A 17,805-nucleotide genomic window follows, 5' to 3' on the forward strand; every position below is an offset into this window, starting at 1 on the left:
AATTAGCTTCATTTAGCTCTTGGACGAACTGAACGAGCATTCATTTTCAAATCGTCTATATCAAGACTAGGAAATTCATTCTCAATTAAATGAATGGTTTCATTAATAAGGGATTCTAGTGCCCGTACCCCTTCTTCAGGCTGTAAATGCCCAAATATTTTTAACAGGCGTTGATGGAAATTCACTGGTTTTATTCGGAAGTTTTCGGATGTTTCGTTTACCCATTTGAACCTTGGATGGTGGATGTATTCGTTGTTGATCGCACTTAGAACGGCCATAAGGTTCATACTTGCTTCGGTCATTGTCCTGTATAGCATCAGATGGTCTCCGCGGTATAATAGAGCCTCCCTGTTCTGCCAAGGTCCTCCAAACTGAAGGTGTTCCTGGATCATGTTCGCTTTTAATTGATCAGGGTATTGTTGTAAAGCGGTTTTAAGCCCGTGCAGACGACTCTCTCCTTTTAACGGGATCCCATCAACAATTGCCCCGAGCAGGCATTGCTTTTCAAGTGAAGGATTACCATTGTGCACAACTTTTATATACTCCTCAACAGTCGAGGTAAGAAAGCTGCTGATCTCGAATTTCGTTTCATCGAATAAAAACGTTTCCGACCATTCGTTATCTTCATACGGATGAAAGTCGAGGATGGTTCCGTTGGCCGATTTTATTGGTGTTAAACGATCCTCATCGGATGGAGGCTCGTCCCATAGCAAAAAAAGCTCAATATCCGAGTATTGATCTTGCCACCCTCTTGATACAGATCCACCAATGAATAAAACCGCTAGTTTATTATTTTCACGATAGTAAGTCGATATTTGCTTTGCTTTTTCTAACAGATTCAATTAAAGTCTCTCCTTACGTGGTAACTACTTCCAATTATATATCAAAATTTTGTGAAAATATATTAAATTTAAGGTAAAATGTTAAAAAGAGTTGGCAAAAGAGGCTAATCGCAAGACGATTTACGCCATGTTAACTAATTCGGAGGTGTATGATGGGGAACTATAATGTTGAAAAACAATATGCAACGAGTAGCAATCTAAATGCGCGTATCCAACTACATGAACGGTTCAGCACAAATATAACAGGCTGGACGGAATGGTACTTTGGAGAAATGACCATACCTATGGATGCTAAAATCCTAGATGTCGGTTGTGGAACTGCAAGCTTCTGGAAGGAGAATGCTTCCCGTGTTCCCGACTCAATCGAACTGGTTTTAGTAGACGCCTCGAAAGGGATGATAACGGAAGCCAAATCAAATATCGAATCAGTTGGCCTTAAAGCTGATTTTTCCGCTGCAAATTTATGTGCCCTACCGTTTCCCGACAATCATTTTGACATCGTGATGGCTAACCACATGCTTTATCATTTGGAGGATCAGGATCGTAAAAAGGGAATTAAAGAATTGAGCCGGGTGTTAAAAGGCGACGGTACATTGTATGCCTCAACAATCGGTGAAGGACATTTACGGGAATTCCCCGAACTTCTTTCAGCGTTTGACGCCTCTCTCGACTATCGAACAAAGAATATTTCTGATGCATTTAGTTTACAGAATGGATCGGAGCAACTATCCGTCAATTTTTCAAACGTAAAAGTAAAGCATTATGACTGCGATTTAGCGATTACAGAAGGAGCTCCAATTGTTCAATATGTCCAATCAACAATGAGTTCTGCCGCAGATCAACTTAAGCACAACAATAACGCAGAGAGACTTACACAGTTTTTAAATAGGAGGATTATCGAAAACGGCCCGATTCATATTACGAAAGAAACTGGTTATCTTTCAGCCAAAAAGAAAATCTGACATCGGCACCTCGCCATAAAAGATGGCCTGGCTGGTGAAAACCGATATCCGATGAAAAAACAGCAGATTCTCTTGAAAACATAAGCGAATTTTTTATTATATCGGTTTTTTATCATAATTATCAATTTCTCATGACCACACGCCTTTGCAAACATCAAAAAGGGGCTGGCCGACGGTGCCAACCGGATCGGATAGTCCCTTAATCCTACTTAGCGAGGGTCTGTTTCATCGAGGGATAAGGTCGTTACCTCGGTATAATCCCCCTCCTTGACTTCCTCCTCTGATGCATCCTGTTTCAATTGATGATCGATATCCATCCCTGGTGCAAACGTCGGTTCATCGAATCGTTTCGTTTTATCATTCCGTTTCCTGGGCATCTTCTACCTCCTCCTTTTTCCGTTCGTCCCTTATAATTAACAAGAATCAGCATTTCAATGTACGATTTTACCCTTTAAGCTTTTTCTGCTAGATTGGAGAGTAGAAACTAATTAAAAACACGTTCAGAATTACGTCTGACTTGAACATCTTGTAAAAGGAGTTAACAATGCAGGAAATAATTGAAACTTTGGTAAACTGGACGACCGACCTTGAATTTTGGTATGACATCGGCATTGCTTTAGCAATCTTTCTAGGCTTTGTGATATTCCGAAAAATTTTCACGAAATATATTTTTAAAATCATAACAAGGTTCACAAGCAAAACAAAAGCACAGATCTTTCATAAGGTTTTGCTCGCTTTTGAACGTCCGTTACGTGCATTTTTCATTTTTTTAGGACTCTATATTGCTTATGTCTCATTAGAATTCAGTGGTGATTTTATTACAATTCCGCGACAGTTTTTCCGTACAGCCATCATCGTATTGATTACCTGGGGGCTGATCAACCTGTCGTCAACCACTTCGGTTTTATTTGAGCAAATACACCGTCGATTGAATATACAGGTTGACGCAATTTTGATCCCCTTTCTCTCGAAGGTATTGAAATTTATCATCGTAGCAATCAGCCTTAGCGTGATTGCTCAGGAATGGGGTTACGACGTCAATGGTTTCGTGGCAGGACTAGGAATTGGTGGTCTTGCAATTGCCTTTGCTGCGAAAGAATCGTTAGGAAACCTGTTAGGCGGGGTTGTCATCATCATTGAGAGACCTTTTTCGATTGGTGATTGGATTCAAACACCGTCAGTCGAAGGAGTTGTCGAGGATATCAACTTCAGAAGTACTCAGGTACGGACTTTTGCCGATTCGTTAGTTACTGTGCCGAATGCGACAATTTCAAATGAGGCAATAACGAACTGGAGCAGAATGAGAAAGCGTCGTATCACCTTCAATTTAGGTCTTACATATAATACACCTAGGAATAAGATCAAGACTTGTGTCGAGCGGATAAGAACGATGATACGTGAACATGAAGGGGTTCATCCTGAATTTATCGTCGTTAACTTCGATCGTTATAACAGCAGCAGCCTTGACCTTCTTATTTACTTTTTCACGATTACAACAAGCTGGGAAAAGTATCTTACAATCAAAGAAGAAATCAACCTAAAAATCCTCGAGATTTTAGAAGAGGAAAATGTAGATGTGGCATTCCCGAGCACTAGTGTTTATATGGAAACCCAGTCTGAGTCGTATGAAAAATCTGACCTAAGTGAACGTACAACGATCGAACATAATGATGAAGCACAGGACAGACATCATGATAATAACGATGACGATCAAACGGGACAACCTGAAGGTGAAAGAGGATGAGTATAACAATCCGTCCTATTAAACAAAGGACGTCATGGTAATGAAACGAAACTAAAATAAAGGGGATGAACCTAATATTATAGGTTGTCCCATTTGTTTTTATCTGGATTTAAATTCACACGATTTATTTCACATCAAGGAGGACAAGTTAACAACATGGAGGTGTTATTACGAATGGCAAAAAAGAAAGCAAACCCCGCTACAATCGGACTCCCCTCTTCTCAGCCAGAAGATCAGGGTACGGGTTATGAAAAAGGAAAAGCGGTCGATTCAGCTCGGAAAAAGAAAAAAAGCTATTGAACTGTAACGGGGACAATATTACAAACCTGTCCCCATTTCAAAAAATCGATCGACCAGCTGCTCAATTTCATCCTCGTTCGGCTTTTCACCTGAAAACTGAAACGGCAGCTCCTGAATGAATTTCCCATCTTGGTAAACATGTACCGCACCATTCTGATGAGAAACGCTGTATTCGACATCAAACGTGTATCCATCTCGTTGAATTGCTCCCATATGCAAACGCCTCCTTCACTCTACTACCGATTAGTATGGACAAGAGAATGCGTTTCTTGCTTCATTTTTTAAAATTCGCGTTAAATATATTCCATTTTGCATGAAAAAATCTTATATCCGCGTCAAAAGTATCCACTATCGCGTGAAATAATGATTTTCCGCGTGAAGTGGAAGGTTGGTTTTGAATGATCAGCCTTGAAACGAGTGCAACAACTGCAAAAACGGAAAATTTACTGCGAAACCGGCTTCTGCGGTAGAATTTCCCAATCGATTTCATCCAATCCGTTCTTTTTTAAAAATAGGTTCGCGCGGGAAAATGGTCGGCTCCCAAAAAAGCCTCGGTTTGCCGAAAATGGACTCGGGTGCGGAGATTTTAAGATGAAATGATCATTGTTCGTGATCAGTTCTTCCTTCTGTTGAGCATGGCGTCCCCACAAAATAAAGACAACCGGTGTCGACCGCCGATTTAATTGCTTGATGACTGTGTTCGTAAACATCTCCCAACCCAAACCCTTATGTGAGTTCGGTTGACGTTCCTTAACCGTCAAAACCGTATTCAGTAACAGGACTCCTTGCTTCGCCCATTGCACAAGTGAACCGTGATCAGGAATGTCGTGACCCAGATCGTCTTTCAGTTCTTTAAAAATGTTCCGTAATGACGGTGGATGCTTGACTCCTGGTTGGACAGAAAAGCTTAGGCCGTGCGCTTGTCCAGGACCATGGTAAGGATCCTGCCCTAAAATGACGACCTTCGCCTCCTTGTAAGGTGTATAATTCAACGCATTGAAAATGTCGTTTATATCCGGATAAACCTTGTCTGTCTTATACTCTTCTTTTAACTGTTCAAGGAGACTTCTATAATAAGGTTTCTCAAACTCTTGTTTTAGTACATCCTGCCAATCATTTTGTAAAATCGCCATTGTTCATCACCCATTAGTTATGAAATTCAGTGCTAGTTTAACATAAGCCCAACTATACTCGAAACTGCTTGATCACACTTTTCGCATCTGCCCTCAAGTAACTAGAACGTCCCAAATAGAGTGGAATATCCAGCTTGTCGAAATCGGGCAAGCCATTTTGTTGAAACAAATCCTCATCTCGATAAAACTTCGTAATCTCCCCGACAAACCAATCGTGGTCCCCGTAAGAATTAACGTCGATCATTTTACACTCATAGGCGACATATGCGTCATGTAAAATAGGGGCATCAATCGTAATTCCCCTGTCGAACGTTACGCCGCCGAGTTCGAATTTATTCGTAGCGTTTCCTGAATATGTACCTGCTTGTTGAATGAACGCTGCTTTTTCATAAGGTAAAAAATTAACCGCAAAACAGCCCGCTTTTTTAACGAGCTTATGGGTATGTCTTTCACGTCCAATCGCAACACCGTAAATAGCCGGGTCGTATGAAATGTACGAATGCCAGCCAGCTGCCATGACATTGTCTTCACCCTCGTGTGCAACCGTTACGATTGCAACCATACCTGGATAGCTGTGCATGACCGTTTGATCTGTAGGTTTTCTCATCGTTCTACTCCCCCTCTAAAACTCTATTTCTTTAATTATCACATGAATTTGAATTGTTTGTCAGTTCGGTTGCCTAAAATGATATAATTAACTGGAAAAAAAATAGACAACAGGGGGCGTCACATGGAAATCAAAAAAATACCGTTAAATGAGATGGAACAGTTTGTTGCGATTGTCAGTCGATCGTATCCAGGCATTCACATTGTGTCAGAAGACGATCATACAAAAACAGCAGAACGGTTCTCAGAAATTCAGAAAAACGATCAAGCCTCTTCTTTTTATGGCGCCTATAAGGATGGAAAGATGGTCGGCGGGATGCGGCTTCTTGACTTTGAAATGATGTACCACAAGAAGATAGTCCCTATCGGTGGCATCGGCTCGGTTGCCGTCGACCTTTTACATAAAAAAGAACGCGTTGCTAAATTGATGCTTGAATATTTTCACGAGCATTACCGCGATCGCGGGTTTCCACTAACCGCACTATACCCTTTCCGCCCAGATTTTTATAAACAGATGGGATACGGGTACGGGACGAAGAAAAACCGTTATCGGGTGAAGCCTGAAAATCTGCCAAAAGGCTCCTCCAAAGCACATATCGCTTACATAACTCTTGATCAGGTCGATACATTGGTAGATTGCTACAATCGGGTCGCAGCCAAGACACACGGGTATATGCTTCGTACGGACAAGGACTATATACGACCGATGAAACAGCAAGGGAATTATACGATCGGCTATTTGAAAAATGGTGAAGTGAAAGGCTACGCAGGGTTTTCCTTTCAATCTGGTAAGGAAGGGAATTTCGTCATCAATGATATTTTGATTCACGAATTCGTCTATGAAAATCAAGATGTGCTTACGGAGATGCTGACGTTTTTCCATAGTCAATTCGATCAGATTCGGTACATCCTGTTCGATACACAAGACGAGCATTTTCATTACTTGTTCGCAGACCCACGAAATGGAACTGACGAAATGATCCCGCATGTGACACATGAATCGAATACACAGGGAATCGGCTTGATGTACCGAATCCTGGACGTGAAAGTGTTCATGGAATCGCTATCAAGCCATAATTTTAACGATAAGACGTGCCGCTTGAAATTGTCGGTTCGCGATACTTTTTTACCTAAAAATAACCAAAGTGTAACCATACATGTTGAAGACGGTCGCTTGAAGGTCGGTTCGGATTTAGAGACAGATGTTGAAGTCCAAATAAATGTATCCGAATTATCCTCGTGGCTGATGGGTGTTGTTCCATTCGATCGTCTTTATCAATACGGGCTGGCCAAAATTTCCGATCCGAACTACGTGAACGTGGTAAGTGACTTATTCCATTCACGACAAAAACCAGAATGCTTAAACCGTTTTTAAAGAGTCTTTATCTGTGATTCAATTACAGCACTATATGAGGGGGAGAAAACATGACTACACGAACGATTCGATATGGGGAACGAGTCTATCTTGGACGCTTCAAGGAGGAGGATCTTGAAACGGTATCCAAGTGGTATCAGGACGATGAATATATGCGGTGCATGGATGCATTACCTTCATTTCCGATGCTTCCACGCGATTTTAAAGAATGGGTTGAACTTAAACCAAGAGAACAAAAAGGATATGTATTTGCTATCCGATTAAAGGAGGACGACCGAGTTCTTGGCTGGGTTGATGTCAATGACATTCTTTGGCCGCATCGGAATGCATGGCTTGCGATCGGAATCGGCGAACGTGAGCTTTGGCAGAAAGGGATTGGCTATGAAACGATGCAGCTCGCACTCGACTTTGCTTTTAACGAACTGAACCTGCACCGGATCCAGCTGACGGTCTTCAGTTACAACCAACGCGCCATTAAGCTTTATGAACGGCTCGGATTCACATTCGAAGGGGCGCAACGGGAATTCCTTTTCCGAGACGGAGAGGCATATGACATGCACATGTACGGCTTACTTCGACGTGAGTGGGTTAAACAAGAGCAAGGGTAAAGCCAAAACGTTCGTTTTCAACAAAAAGATTGATATAATCAAACTATAAAAAATTAATCATACCTTTCCAATCGGATTGTAGCAGAGGAGGTTTTTTAAATGAAAAAGGCATTGACGATTGCAGGTTCTGACAGTAGTGGCGGAGCTGGGATCCAGGCTGACCTGAAAACATTCCAAGAGCTGAACGTTTATGGAATGACTGCGTTGACAACAATTGTATCTATGGATCCGGATAACAATTGGCACCATAACGTTTTCCCACAGGAATTAGGCACGGTTGAGGCACAGCTGAAGACGATTGTATCAGTCGGTGTAGATGCAGTGAAAACAGGTATGCTCGGCTCTCCTGATATCATTGGGCTTGCTGCGAAAACGATCAAAGAAAACCAACTTCCAAACGTCGTTATCGACCCGGTGATGGTTTGTAAAGGGGCTGAGGAAGTGCTTCACCCAGAGAACACCGATGCACTCCGCGATGTGCTCGTTCCAACAGCAGACGTTGCCACTCCGAACCTTTTTGAGGCAGCATTCCTTGCGAATCAAAAACCGATTACAACGGTGGATGACATGAAGGAAGCGGCAAAGAAAATCCATGACACAGGCGCTAAGCATGTGTTGATCAAAGGCGGCTCCAAGCTCGAGCATAAAAACGCGATCGACCTTTTCTATGATGGAAACGAATTCAGCATCCTAGATTCAGAGAAGATTGATACACCTTACACACATGGTGCTGGATGTACGTATTCTGCGGCCATTACAGCAAGCTTAGCACAAGGTAAATCGGTCAGAGAGGCGATTGAAACGGCAAAAGCATTCATCACTGAAGCGATCCGCCACTCCTTCCGTCTCAATGAATATGTCGGACCAACCAATCACGCATCATATAAACAACTCGTTTCAAGCCGATAAAATGATCGGATGGGCTGGGACCTCATGAAGGAAACCCAGTCCATTTTTAAGTGAAAAAATCGTTTCATAAGCAGCCATACATACATCCACCTCTATTTTTTAGTACAATATAAGGACGATGGCTTTACATAGGAGGAATTCAGTTTGGATCCGATAGATGTGTCAAAAGTACAAAACCTTATCGAGCGGTTTGTTGATAAAGATGTCTATATTCACCTTGAAACGACGAATGGTGCTTACGCCTCTCATTTCGATGAATCCTTTTTCTCAGCAGGAGCTTATATCCGTAATGGGAAAATCCGCTATACACGTGGAAAAATAACTGGTGCTGGACCGTATCGAGTCGGGTTGAAAATAGAACTCGGTTGGATTTATGCAGAGGGGCTTACCGATTGGGAGCTTGAAGGGAAAAATAGACTGCTGATGGCTGGTCACGATAAAGATGGAAAGCTTGCCGTTGCACTCGAAATTAGCGAAACCCCTTTTGATTAAGAAAAGCGTAAGTGCCCTGGTCAGCACCACAGGTCACTGGAAGACCACTGAGGAGACTGTCGCCCCACAAGAGGTCTGAAGTGACCCAAGGAACTGGGCGCTGGAGCTAGACATTGCATTTTCGTAGCAATTGTTATATAAAATGAAAGGAGTGGACGAGATGGAAGCGCATGAGCATGTCCTTGTCGTATTCCCTCATCCCGATGATGAAGCATTCGGTGTTTCCGGTTCGATTGCAGGTTTTATCAAGAATGGAACACCGGTGACCTATATGTGCTTAACCCTTGGCGAGATGGGCCGAAACATGGGAAACCCACCATTTGCGAATCGGGAAACTCTCCCATTGATCCGTAAAAAAGAACTTGAAACCGCCTGTAAGGTACTCGGAATCAAAGACGTACGCATGATGGGCTATCGTGATAAAACAATTGAATTCGAAGACCCTGTTATCATCGCCGACCATGTGACTGAGGTGATTATGGAAGTAAAGCCGACCCTCATCATCACTTTTTACCCTGGTTACAGCGTGCATCCCGATCACGATGCGTGTGGCGAGGCAGTGATTGAGGCAGTAAGGCAGCTTCCCGAATCCGAACGACCGCCAGTCGAATGTGTTGCCTTCTCCAATGACTGTGTCGAAAAGCTGGGAGAACCCGATGTCATTCGTGATGTAGCTGATGTCCAAGACAAGAAAATCGCAACGATTGAAGCACACCGTTCTCAAACAGCCGGGCTCGTCGCGGGCATGAAAAAACGTCTCGAGGCAAATGAGGAAGAAGTGATCAACCGGCTTCAAAGGGAACGTTTCTGGACGTATAAATTTAATTAAGAATTTAATAGTACATCCTTGCAATATATATAAAATAAACAGCCTACCAGTGTGAGGCTGTTTTTTTCAATTTTACAGATGGTAAATTAAAAATCAGGTGTCATAAAACATGAATTTAGTCGTCTACTTATATGAGTTTCTCAAATGGAGGAAATGTCCCATGTCTAGAAAAAGTACGATATCCCAATGGTTTTATTTATATGGAAATGATGTCTATCGTTATTTGGTTTACTTTACAGGAAGTTCAGATGTAGAAGATCTAGTCCAAGAGGTATTCATTAAAGCTTTAAAGAGTTTAAATACATTCAAGAATCATTCAAGTCCTAAAACCTGGCTTTTTACTATTGCTAGAAATCTAGCTATTGATGAAATGAAAAGTAAAAAAAAGAGTATGTGGAAAAAACTAATACCAATAGATGAAAATCTATCATCAAACGAGCAAAATCCTGAAATGGTATTTCTAAATGACCAGAGTGCAAAAGAACTTCATGATGTTATCCAGTTATTAAACAATAATTACAGAGATGTAGTTATATTAAGAGGGGTTAATCAGTTTTCTGTAGCCGAGGCAGCCTCTGTATTAAATTGGCCTGAGGAAAAAGTGAGAACCAATTATCACAGAGCATTAAAAGCATTACGAAAACAATGGAGGGAAGAACCATGAATAGAAGGGATGGCTTAAAGGACCTTGAACAAAAAATAAAAAGTCAATCAAGGATAAGAATAGGCGAAAAGAAATTTAATTACATTCATCAAAACCTAATGAATGTTGCTGAAAGTATTGATCGAAAAGAAAGAAGAGGTGGATTTCTGAAAAAGCTTGCTTTCGGATTTGGAAGTGTTGCAGCAGGTTTGTTAATTTTAGTTTTGTGTCTTTCATTAAGTGATATTACAGATTCAGATGCCGGTCAAGCTAGTAGAGGAAGTGATAATGAAGCTTCATCAGAACAATCTAAAGTATCATATAATGACAAAGAGTCAGAGAATGCTAGTCAAAATTATACTACAGTAGAGGGTGCTATAGGAGATGCTAAAGTCATTGAAAGTGAATTTGACCCTTCGTTGATTGGATTTTACACAGGAAAACCGATGAAATTCGATCAGTACAATTTGGATGATGTTGAGGCAGGCGTATATGTTCATGGTGTTAAAACTCATTCTGATCAACAGGCTTTTACAGTCTATTCAAAGGTGAGTAAGAACACAGCTCAAACAGTAAGTTTAAAGATAGAAGAAGAAATACTTAAGATTATTGTTCAAGTAGAACAAGCTAGCTCAGAAAGCGAAGCAGAGCAAAACAAAGTACTACAAACACTACTAAATGAAAAACCAACAAAATTTGAAGTATATAGGAATGGAGTTCTAGAAAAAAAAGAAGAAATTATCTATGCAATTGAATAGAACGTATTTATAAACAAGGATTCTGTTATTCCTGTTCCACTAAGGATGCTATTCAGGAAGAAGACATATACATTATAGTAAAAAACGCTCGGATAGGTGGTTACCCCTGAAAGTTAAATTTTTTACTCTAACCTTCGGGGGTCGGTACCATAACTACCCAAGCGTTTTTTTGTGATAGATATATTCTATTATTTCATACTGATTAGACGCTCTCCTTTTACTTCTTTATTCAGTATTATGCATTGAGAATAGCTGCTGAAACGCCGCCTTATTGAACGCCAAATCCGCAAGAGTATATCCATCCAGCACTTTGAAATAAGCTTCCAACGCCTCATTCAGTACACCTTTCAATCCACAAACCGGACTGATGATACAACCATTCTCCGTTTCATTAAAGCACTCCACAAGGTAGAAGTCTTCCTCCGTCTTACGGATAAGGGTACCGATATTGATTGCCTCTGGTCGTTTATCCAGACGGATTCCACCATTACGGCCACGAACCGTTTCAATCAATCCAAGCTTACCTAACTCATGAATGACCTTCATCAGGTGGTTTTTCGAGATCTGATAGGTATCGGCTATATCTTTAATGTTAACGAGCCGATCTTCCTTTTGAGTGGCCAGAAAAATCAATACCCGTAAGGAATAATCGGTAAAGTTCGTAAGTCTCATTTAGAATCCTCTTCCCTTTTCTATTGCTCCTATTCTATCATTCAATTCCCTCTTAGAGAAGAAACTCCTTTAACAAATGTGAGCGATGTTTGACGACAATTATGGCGGAAATATGAAAGATGCATTTGAAATATTTCTTTAAAAAGCAACCGGTCGTAGTATAAAGGTGTATTTAAAATACTTCTTTTTTGATGAAAGGGGCTACCATTATGTTAGAACAAAAAACCATCGATACGATAAAAGCGACTGTACCGGTACTGAAGGAGCATGGAACGACGATTACGAACTGCTTTTTTCAAACCACCCGAAGCTTCTGAATATTTTCAACTATTCCAATCAACAAAAAGGTCATCAACAAGAGGCGCTTACAAATGCGGTCTATACAGCAGCTGTTCATATCGACCGTCTTGAGGAAATTCTTCCTGCAGTTAAACAAATAGCACATAAACATAGAAGTTTAGGCGTTCAACCCGAGCATTATCCGATTGTCGGTGAAACGTTACTCAAAGCAATTAAGGATGTACTGGGAGATGCAGCGACCGATGACATCATCAATGCATGGGCGGATGCTTATCAAGTGATTGCAGATGCGTTCATCGGCGTTGAAAAAGAGATGTATACCGAAGCCAAGCAACAACGAGGAGGATGGGAAGGCGATCGCGAGTTCAAGCTTGTGAAAAAACAGGTTGAGAGCAACGTTATTACATCTTTCTACTTAAAACCGACTGATGGCGGTGAACTTGCAGGCTTTGAACCTGGTCAATATGTCAGTGTGAAGGTGAAGATTCCGAACGATCCTTACACATATATCCGCCAATACAGCCTTTCCGATGCACCTGGAAAAGACTATTACCGATTGAGTATTAAACGCGAGGGTACTGTGTCCACCTATCTTCATGATTCTGTTGAGGAAGGTGATACGATTCTACTAAGTGCACCTGCTGGGAACTTTACGTTAAAAAGAAAGGAAGATTGTCCGCTTGTGCTAATCGGTGCCGGCGTTGGATTAACGCCACTCATCAGCATGCTTGAAACGAGCCTGACGGAATCTCCGAACCGGGACATCTATTACATCCATGCTGCCGTAAACGGAGATTTCCAAGCGATGGGACATCATGTTCTTGAACTGACCGAACACCATGATCAATTGAAAACGTACTTCTGTTTTGAAAAACCGACTGAACAAGACCGTCTTAATAAATGCTTTGAAAAGGAAGGCTATATTGACCTTCCATGGCTGCAAACGGTACTTCCAAGTGAAGATGCTGATTTTTATATTTGCCGTCCAGAAGGCTTCATGAAAGCGATCATCAGCAGTTTGCGTGCATGGGGTGTAGATGCAGACCGAATCAACTTCGAATTTTTCGGACCAGCCATCGACCTCTCAAAAGAACTCGAACCAGTGGGAAGCTAAATGCATAACGAAGGGATGACGCTTGATTGCGCCATCCCTTTCTCATTCAAATAACTGTTTATATTCACTTAGTCCTTCTTTTTCAAGGTCCTCTTTCGGAATGAACCGTAATGCCGCCGAATTGATGCAATAACGTATCCCTTTAGGTCCTGGTCCGTCTGGGAAAACGTGCCCGAGGTGAGAATCGCCGTCCTTACTGCGCACCTCTGTCCGAATCATCCCGTGGCTCAAATCTTCTTTTTCCTCAACTTGTGCTTTACGGATCGGCTTCGTGAAGCTTGGCCAACCGCAACCCGCATCGTATTGATCGGTTGAGCTGAAAAGCGGTTCACCAGAAACGACATCGACATAGATCCCCTCTTTTTCATTGTTCCAGAATTCGTTATTAAAAGCGGGTTCTGTTCCATTTTTCTGAGTAACGTTGTATTGCATTTCCGTCAAACGTTCTCGGAGGTCTTTTTCGTCCTTTTCAGCCTTCCAGTTACTCTCGATGAAGTCTTTCCGTCCTGACCCTTTATGAAATTGGTTGTAATGCAACGGATTCTTTTTATAGTAGCCCTGGTGATAGTCCTCGGCTTCGTAAAAGGCTGATGCAGGGAAAATGTCGGTCGCAATCGGCTTTTGGAACTTCCCGCTTTCCTCCAGATCCTTTTTCGAAGCTTCAGCCATTTCCTTCTGAGCCTCGTTATGATAGTAAATCGCTGTTTTATACGACTCTCCTCGATCGTAAAATTGCCCACCCGGATCTGTCGGGTCGATTTGCTGCCAATAAAGCTTCAGTAGTTTTTCATACGGAAAAATGGCAGGATCAAAGGTAATTTGTACCGCTTCACGATGTCCCGTCGTATCCGATTTTACTTCTTCGTACGTCGGATTTTCCTTTTGTCCGCCTGTATAACCTGACACGACTTTTTCAATCCCAGGCATTTCATCGAATGGCTTGACCATGCACCAGAAACAGCCGCCGGCAAAGGTTGCAAGCTCGAAACGATCATTATTTTCCGTCATGTGAATCCCTCCAAAAGAAAATCAGCTTTTTCATTAAGATAACCTGTTTTCAGAAGGAATTACAGAAAAATGCTCGAAACATACAAAATCTAAAATTTTCCCTTCCTGAATTGAACCCTTAGTGGGTCTTGCTACACCTTTTTCATATCAAAAATACGTTGATCGATCAGTCGTTTCTCACCATTTTTTATCGTACCTGGCTTCACCCTTGTCAAAACTGGTCTAACCCGAATGGCGTCCTGTAATCTGGAGAGAAGTTCCGAATGCAGTTCCTCTAATGATTCTATCAATATTTCGAATTTGTCCAAGTAATTTTCTCTAGTGACAACTCCCTGGAATTCGGAATATCCCTCCTGCTTTAACACACGAGCCAATTGTTTCTCTCTAACGAACATTCCCTTCACTTTCACACCGTCACTGACTCTGCCTAGAACGCCAGCGACCCTCTCGCCATCATATCCATCCACCCAACGTGATAAATCTCCTGTCCCAAACCGGATGAGCGGGTAGCTCTTGTCAAACAGGGTGACCACAACCTCTCCTTCACCACTTGTGTCTTCCCCTGTTAATGGGTCGCAAATTTGTACAATAGCGGAGGATGTCACTTTTAATCCCGGACCTTGTTTATCTTCATATGCAATACAACCACAATCTGCAGTTCCATACCCTTCAAATATCGAAATCCCGATAGCCTCACATCTTTCTCTCATTTCCGTTGTCAGCATTTCTGCTGTAAAAAATGCTTTCTTGAGATTAAGTTCTTTTCCGACCGTATACCCTGACTTTTCAGCAGTATCTAGCAGAATTGAAAAGAAACTTGGTGTTCCGACATAACCCGTCACTTGTAAATCTTTCATCACCTGTACTTGAAGTTCGGTATTACCTGTTCCAGCTGGCACAACCGTAGCACCCAAATCCCTAAGTGCAGAGTCGAACATAAAACCCGCAGGAGATAAGTGATAGGAAAACGTATTTTGTACAATGTCTCCTTCGTCAAAACCAGCTACGCGAAGCGCCTCTGAAAATCGCCAAAAATCACTTTCAACAGTCTGAGGATCATAGATTGGACCAGGGGACATAAAGATCCTCGCAAATGTTGATGGAGCAATTGTCGCCAACTCTCCGAACGGAGCACCTGCCTTTTGTAAATCAGGCAAGTCATCTTTTTTCAACACAGGAAGTTTATGCAAATCCTCTTTGTCAGATATTTCTTCCGGTAAGAGTCCTGCACGTTTCATATGCTCCCTGAAACCATTTGCATTCTCATAAGCATGTCGGATTACTTCTTGCAGAGAACCCATTACAGCCATCTCTTTCTTCTTTTATATGACTTGATATTTTTATAGTTCTTTCTCCCTTTATCACCAATTCCAAGATAAAACTCCCGGACATCCTGGTTCTCCAATAGTCTGTCAACCGTACCATCCATCACAATCCGACCGTTTTCCATTATGTATCCGTAGTCAGCAATGGATAACGCCACTTTTGCATTTTGTTCCACTACTAAAATTGTTGTGCCTTCTTCTTCGTTAATACGCTTAATAATAGCAAAAATTTCTTTTACGAGCAGTGGTGCTAAGCCTAGAGAAGGTTCATCCAGCAGAAGTACTTTTGGTTTCGCCATCAGTCCCCTTCCGATTGCCAGCATCTGTTGTTCTCCTCCAGAAAGATAACCAGCTTGTCGGTTCTTAAGTATTTGCAGCTTCGGAAAATATTGATATACCTTTTGAAGGTCAGCTTTGATGTTTCTTCGATCCTTTCTTGTATGGGCTCCAGCAAGCAGGTTTTCTTCTACTGTCAAATGTTCAAAAACACGGCGGCCTTCCATGCACTGGAAGATTCCTTTTTTGACAATCGTTTCTGCATCAGTGACATCGATTCGCTCTCCATAAAGTTCAATGTACCCGTCAGTAACTTCGCCATTTTCACTCTTTAACAGCCCTGAAATCGCCTTCAGAGTCGTGGTTTTTCCTGCGCCATTGCTTCCTAGCAATGCGACGATCTTCCCTTTTGGAATGACCATCGACATTCCTTTTAAAACCAGGATGACCCGATCATACATGACTTCTACATTGTTTAAGGTCAGCATACGTTCTCCCTCCATTTCAAAGAAAACTTGGCAAAGCCAAGCATTAGCGCCGGCTGAGCCTTAGCCCTAAAGGATGACCTAAAGGCCCTTGCCTTGTACTATAGAAAGTATTTTTATATTTTCTTAACGTGTAAAAAAGAGGGGTGTCAGCATAGCACCCCTTTACTTATCAGTAGCCGATATAATCTGTAAAGGCTTCAAACTTCCCGTTCTTCACCTCTGCTAAACGAATCTGGTTTGTTCCAGCATGGCTTTCTGATGTAAAAGTAACTGGAGCAGCAAGTCCGCCTAGATCAAGTTCTTTTATCTTTTCTAAACCAGCCCGGATTCCTTCACCAGTCGTAGGGTCGTCTGCAAGTTTGATTCCTTCAACCAAAATCTTTGCTGATACCCAGCCCTGCACGAATTTCTGATCTATATCTTCCAACTTTTTATCTTTACTTTCAAGGTATTCTTCAATCTCCGCCATTCCTTCCAGATCCTCATAAGGGAAAGCATGTGTTACAACTCCGATAAACCCTTCTGAGGCATCTGGCGCAAGTGAAATCAAGCCTTCACCAGTGGCCCAGTTCAACCCGATGAATTGGGTGTCGATTCCCAATTTTTTTGCATCCTTCAAGATTGTCGCTGTAGCTCCCCATGTTTCCTGGATAATCGCATAGTCGGGGTCTTTCTTTTCCATATTCAATAATTGAGAGGTAGCATCAAGTGCTGTCAAATCGACGACTTGTTCATCAACAACTTCAATTCCGATTTCCTTGGCAAACTCTTTTGCATCCTCTACCGGTGATTTTCCAAAGGCTGTATCATTGTAAATGAGAGCAACTGTCGGTGAACCACCACTATGATTATCTTTTATCCATTGCAGTACAGAACGCGCCTGGTCAGAGTAGGAAGCTGCCGCTAAGAAGTTATATGGGCTTTCTTCCATATTTTTAAGATTCTCAGAATAAGAGGCTGAGATGAATGGAAGCTTATCTTTAGCAACCTGTTGCCGGAGGGCTTCCGTATCACCAGTACCCCAGCCTAAAATAGCGACGGCATTTTCCTTTGATTTATATTTTTGGTACAGCTTTTGTGCTTCGGGAATCTTGTAAGCATAATCCTCTCCAACTAATCTAAGCTTATAGCCATTGACCTTTCCTTTAGAGTTGATGTATTCAAAATAAGCTTTCTCTCCTTCTGCATAAGGTGCCCCCACATCCCCAGTTCCTCCGGTAATGTCAAATAGTCCACCTATTGTAATCGTATCTCCCTCTCCACCAGATGTACCTTCTGAACATCCAGCTAATATTCCGAATACCAACAGAACCATCAACAGACTCGTCCACAATTTTTTCATGCTTCTCCCCCTACGTCAGAATAGTTTATAAAAACGATAACCTATCAGGATGCTTATCGTAATTACTAATAACAAACCT

20 protein-coding genes and 1 pseudogene are annotated in these 17,805 nt (G+C 41.8%); 11 read left to right on the plus strand and 10 right to left on the minus strand.

What is annotated here, in order from left to right; genetic code table 11:
• Positions 1–8: 8 nt before the first annotated feature.
• A complete protein-coding gene (locus MOJ78_RS20040; RefSeq protein ID WP_304979087.1) occupies positions 9–842 on the minus strand; it encodes a nucleotidyltransferase domain-containing protein in 834 nt (277 codons plus the stop codon).
• Between the two features lie 152 nt (positions 843–994).
• Between MOJ78_RS20040 and MOJ78_RS20045 the strand changes: the two genes are divergently transcribed.
• Complete coding sequence (locus MOJ78_RS20045) at positions 995–1,804, plus strand: class I SAM-dependent methyltransferase (protein WP_304979088.1); 810 nt, start codon at positions 995–997, stop codon at positions 1,802–1,804.
• Between the two features lie 209 nt (positions 1,805–2,013).
• On the opposite strand, the gene MOJ78_RS20050 is transcribed toward MOJ78_RS20045, so the two are convergent.
• Positions 2,014–2,181 (minus strand): hypothetical protein, encoded by a 168-nt coding sequence (locus MOJ78_RS20050; RefSeq protein ID WP_304979089.1) that lies wholly within the window; start codon positions 2,179–2,181, stop codon positions 2,014–2,016.
• A 167-nt stretch (positions 2,182–2,348) separates the two neighbouring features.
• Between MOJ78_RS20050 and MOJ78_RS20055 the strand changes: the two genes are divergently transcribed.
• Complete coding sequence (locus MOJ78_RS20055) at positions 2,349–3,548, plus strand: mechanosensitive ion channel family protein (RefSeq protein WP_304979090.1); 1,200 nt, start codon at positions 2,349–2,351, stop codon at positions 3,546–3,548.
• Positions 3,549–3,722: 174 nt separating this feature from the next.
• Entirely contained in the window at positions 3,723–3,848 is a 126-nt protein-coding gene (locus tag MOJ78_RS20060) for a hypothetical protein (protein WP_304979091.1), read from the plus strand.
• Positions 3,849–3,866: 18 nt separating this feature from the next.
• Here the strand turns inward: MOJ78_RS20060 and MOJ78_RS20065 are convergent, their stop codons facing one another.
• The 3 genes from MOJ78_RS20065 to MOJ78_RS20075 all read right to left on the minus strand — a co-directional run bounded on the left by MOJ78_RS20065 (position 3,867) and on the right by MOJ78_RS20075 (position 5,588).
• The gene (locus MOJ78_RS20065; protein ID WP_304979092.1) at positions 3,867–4,061 is read right to left on the minus strand and encodes a YbxH family protein; all 195 of its coding nucleotides are present in this window, start codon (positions 4,059–4,061) and stop codon (positions 3,867–3,869) included.
• Between the two features lie 230 nt (positions 4,062–4,291).
• Positions 4,292–4,981, minus strand: coding sequence for a uracil-DNA glycosylase (locus tag MOJ78_RS20070; RefSeq protein ID WP_304979093.1), 690 nt, complete (start codon positions 4,979–4,981; stop codon positions 4,292–4,294).
• 52 nt (positions 4,982–5,033) lie between these two features.
• Positions 5,034–5,588, minus strand: a complete 555-nt coding sequence (locus MOJ78_RS20075; RefSeq protein ID WP_304979094.1) for a flavin reductase family protein — start codon at positions 5,586–5,588, stop codon at positions 5,034–5,036.
• 123 nt (positions 5,589–5,711) lie between these two features.
• Here MOJ78_RS20075 and eis point away from each other — a divergent pair, with 123 nt between their 5' ends.
• From eis to MOJ78_RS20110, 7 genes are all read left to right on the plus strand, one after another.
• Complete coding sequence (gene eis / locus MOJ78_RS20080) at positions 5,712–6,962, plus strand: GNAT family N-acetyltransferase (RefSeq protein WP_304979095.1); 1,251 nt, start codon at positions 5,712–5,714, stop codon at positions 6,960–6,962.
• Positions 6,963–7,012: 50 nt separating this feature from the next.
• The gene (locus MOJ78_RS20085; protein WP_304979096.1) at positions 7,013–7,570 is read left to right on the plus strand and encodes a GNAT family N-acetyltransferase; all 558 of its coding nucleotides are present in this window, start codon (positions 7,013–7,015) and stop codon (positions 7,568–7,570) included.
• 99 nt (positions 7,571–7,669) lie between these two features.
• Complete coding sequence (gene pdxK / locus MOJ78_RS20090) at positions 7,670–8,479, plus strand: pyridoxine/pyridoxal/pyridoxamine kinase (RefSeq protein WP_304979097.1); 810 nt, start codon at positions 7,670–7,672, stop codon at positions 8,477–8,479.
• Between the two features lie 144 nt (positions 8,480–8,623).
• Entirely contained in the window at positions 8,624–8,971 is a 348-nt protein-coding gene (locus MOJ78_RS20095; RefSeq protein WP_304979098.1) for a YojF family protein, read from the plus strand.
• 160 nt (positions 8,972–9,131) lie between these two features.
• Positions 9,132–9,800 carry a bacillithiol biosynthesis deacetylase BshB2 gene (gene bshB2 / locus MOJ78_RS20100; RefSeq protein ID WP_304979099.1) on the plus strand — a complete coding sequence of 223 codons (669 nt, stop codon included), beginning with the start codon at positions 9,132–9,134 and terminating at the stop codon, positions 9,798–9,800.
• Between the two features lie 160 nt (positions 9,801–9,960).
• On the plus strand, positions 9,961–10,464 hold the full coding sequence (locus MOJ78_RS20105; RefSeq protein ID WP_304979100.1) for an RNA polymerase sigma factor: 504 nt from the start codon (positions 9,961–9,963) through the stop codon (positions 10,462–10,464).
• Positions 10,461–11,201 carry a hypothetical protein gene (locus MOJ78_RS20110; RefSeq protein WP_304979101.1) on the plus strand — a complete coding sequence of 247 codons (741 nt, stop codon included), beginning with the start codon at positions 10,461–10,463 and terminating at the stop codon, positions 11,199–11,201. The genes MOJ78_RS20105 and MOJ78_RS20110 overlap by 4 nt, the downstream gene beginning before the upstream one ends.
• 225 nt (positions 11,202–11,426) lie before the next feature.
• Here MOJ78_RS20110 and MOJ78_RS20115 read toward each other — a convergent pair whose 3' ends face one another.
• Positions 11,427–11,873, minus strand: coding sequence for an RrF2 family transcriptional regulator (locus tag MOJ78_RS20115; protein WP_304979102.1), 447 nt, complete (start codon positions 11,871–11,873; stop codon positions 11,427–11,429).
• 209 nt (positions 11,874–12,082) lie between these two features.
• Here MOJ78_RS20115 and hmpA point away from each other — a divergent pair.
• A pseudogene (gene hmpA, locus MOJ78_RS20120) lies at positions 12,083–13,287 on the plus strand (NO-inducible flavohemoprotein).
• 42 nt (positions 13,288–13,329) lie between these two features.
• Here hmpA and msrB read toward each other — a convergent pair.
• From msrB to MOJ78_RS20140, 4 genes are all read right to left on the minus strand, one after another.
• Positions 13,330–14,295, minus strand: a complete 966-nt coding sequence (gene msrB, locus MOJ78_RS20125) for a peptide-methionine (R)-S-oxide reductase MsrB (protein WP_304979103.1) — start codon at positions 14,293–14,295, stop codon at positions 13,330–13,332.
• A gap of 131 nt (positions 14,296–14,426) precedes the next feature.
• Complete coding sequence (locus MOJ78_RS20130) at positions 14,427–15,596, minus strand: phenylacetate--CoA ligase family protein (protein ID WP_304979104.1); 1,170 nt, start codon at positions 15,594–15,596, stop codon at positions 14,427–14,429.
• Entirely contained in the window at positions 15,596–16,384 is a 789-nt protein-coding gene (locus MOJ78_RS20135; RefSeq protein WP_304979105.1) for an ABC transporter ATP-binding protein, read from the minus strand. Before MOJ78_RS20135 ends, MOJ78_RS20130 begins: the two co-directional genes overlap by 1 nt.
• Before the next feature lie 169 nt (positions 16,385–16,553).
• A complete protein-coding gene (locus tag MOJ78_RS20140) occupies positions 16,554–17,726 on the minus strand; it encodes an ABC transporter substrate-binding protein (RefSeq protein ID WP_304979106.1) in 1,173 nt (390 codons plus the stop codon).
• Positions 17,727–17,805 lie beyond the last annotated feature (79 nt).

Source organism: Alkalihalobacillus sp. AL-G (assembly GCF_030643805.1).
GTDB lineage: Bacteria > Bacillota > Bacilli > Bacillales > Fictibacillaceae > Pseudalkalibacillus.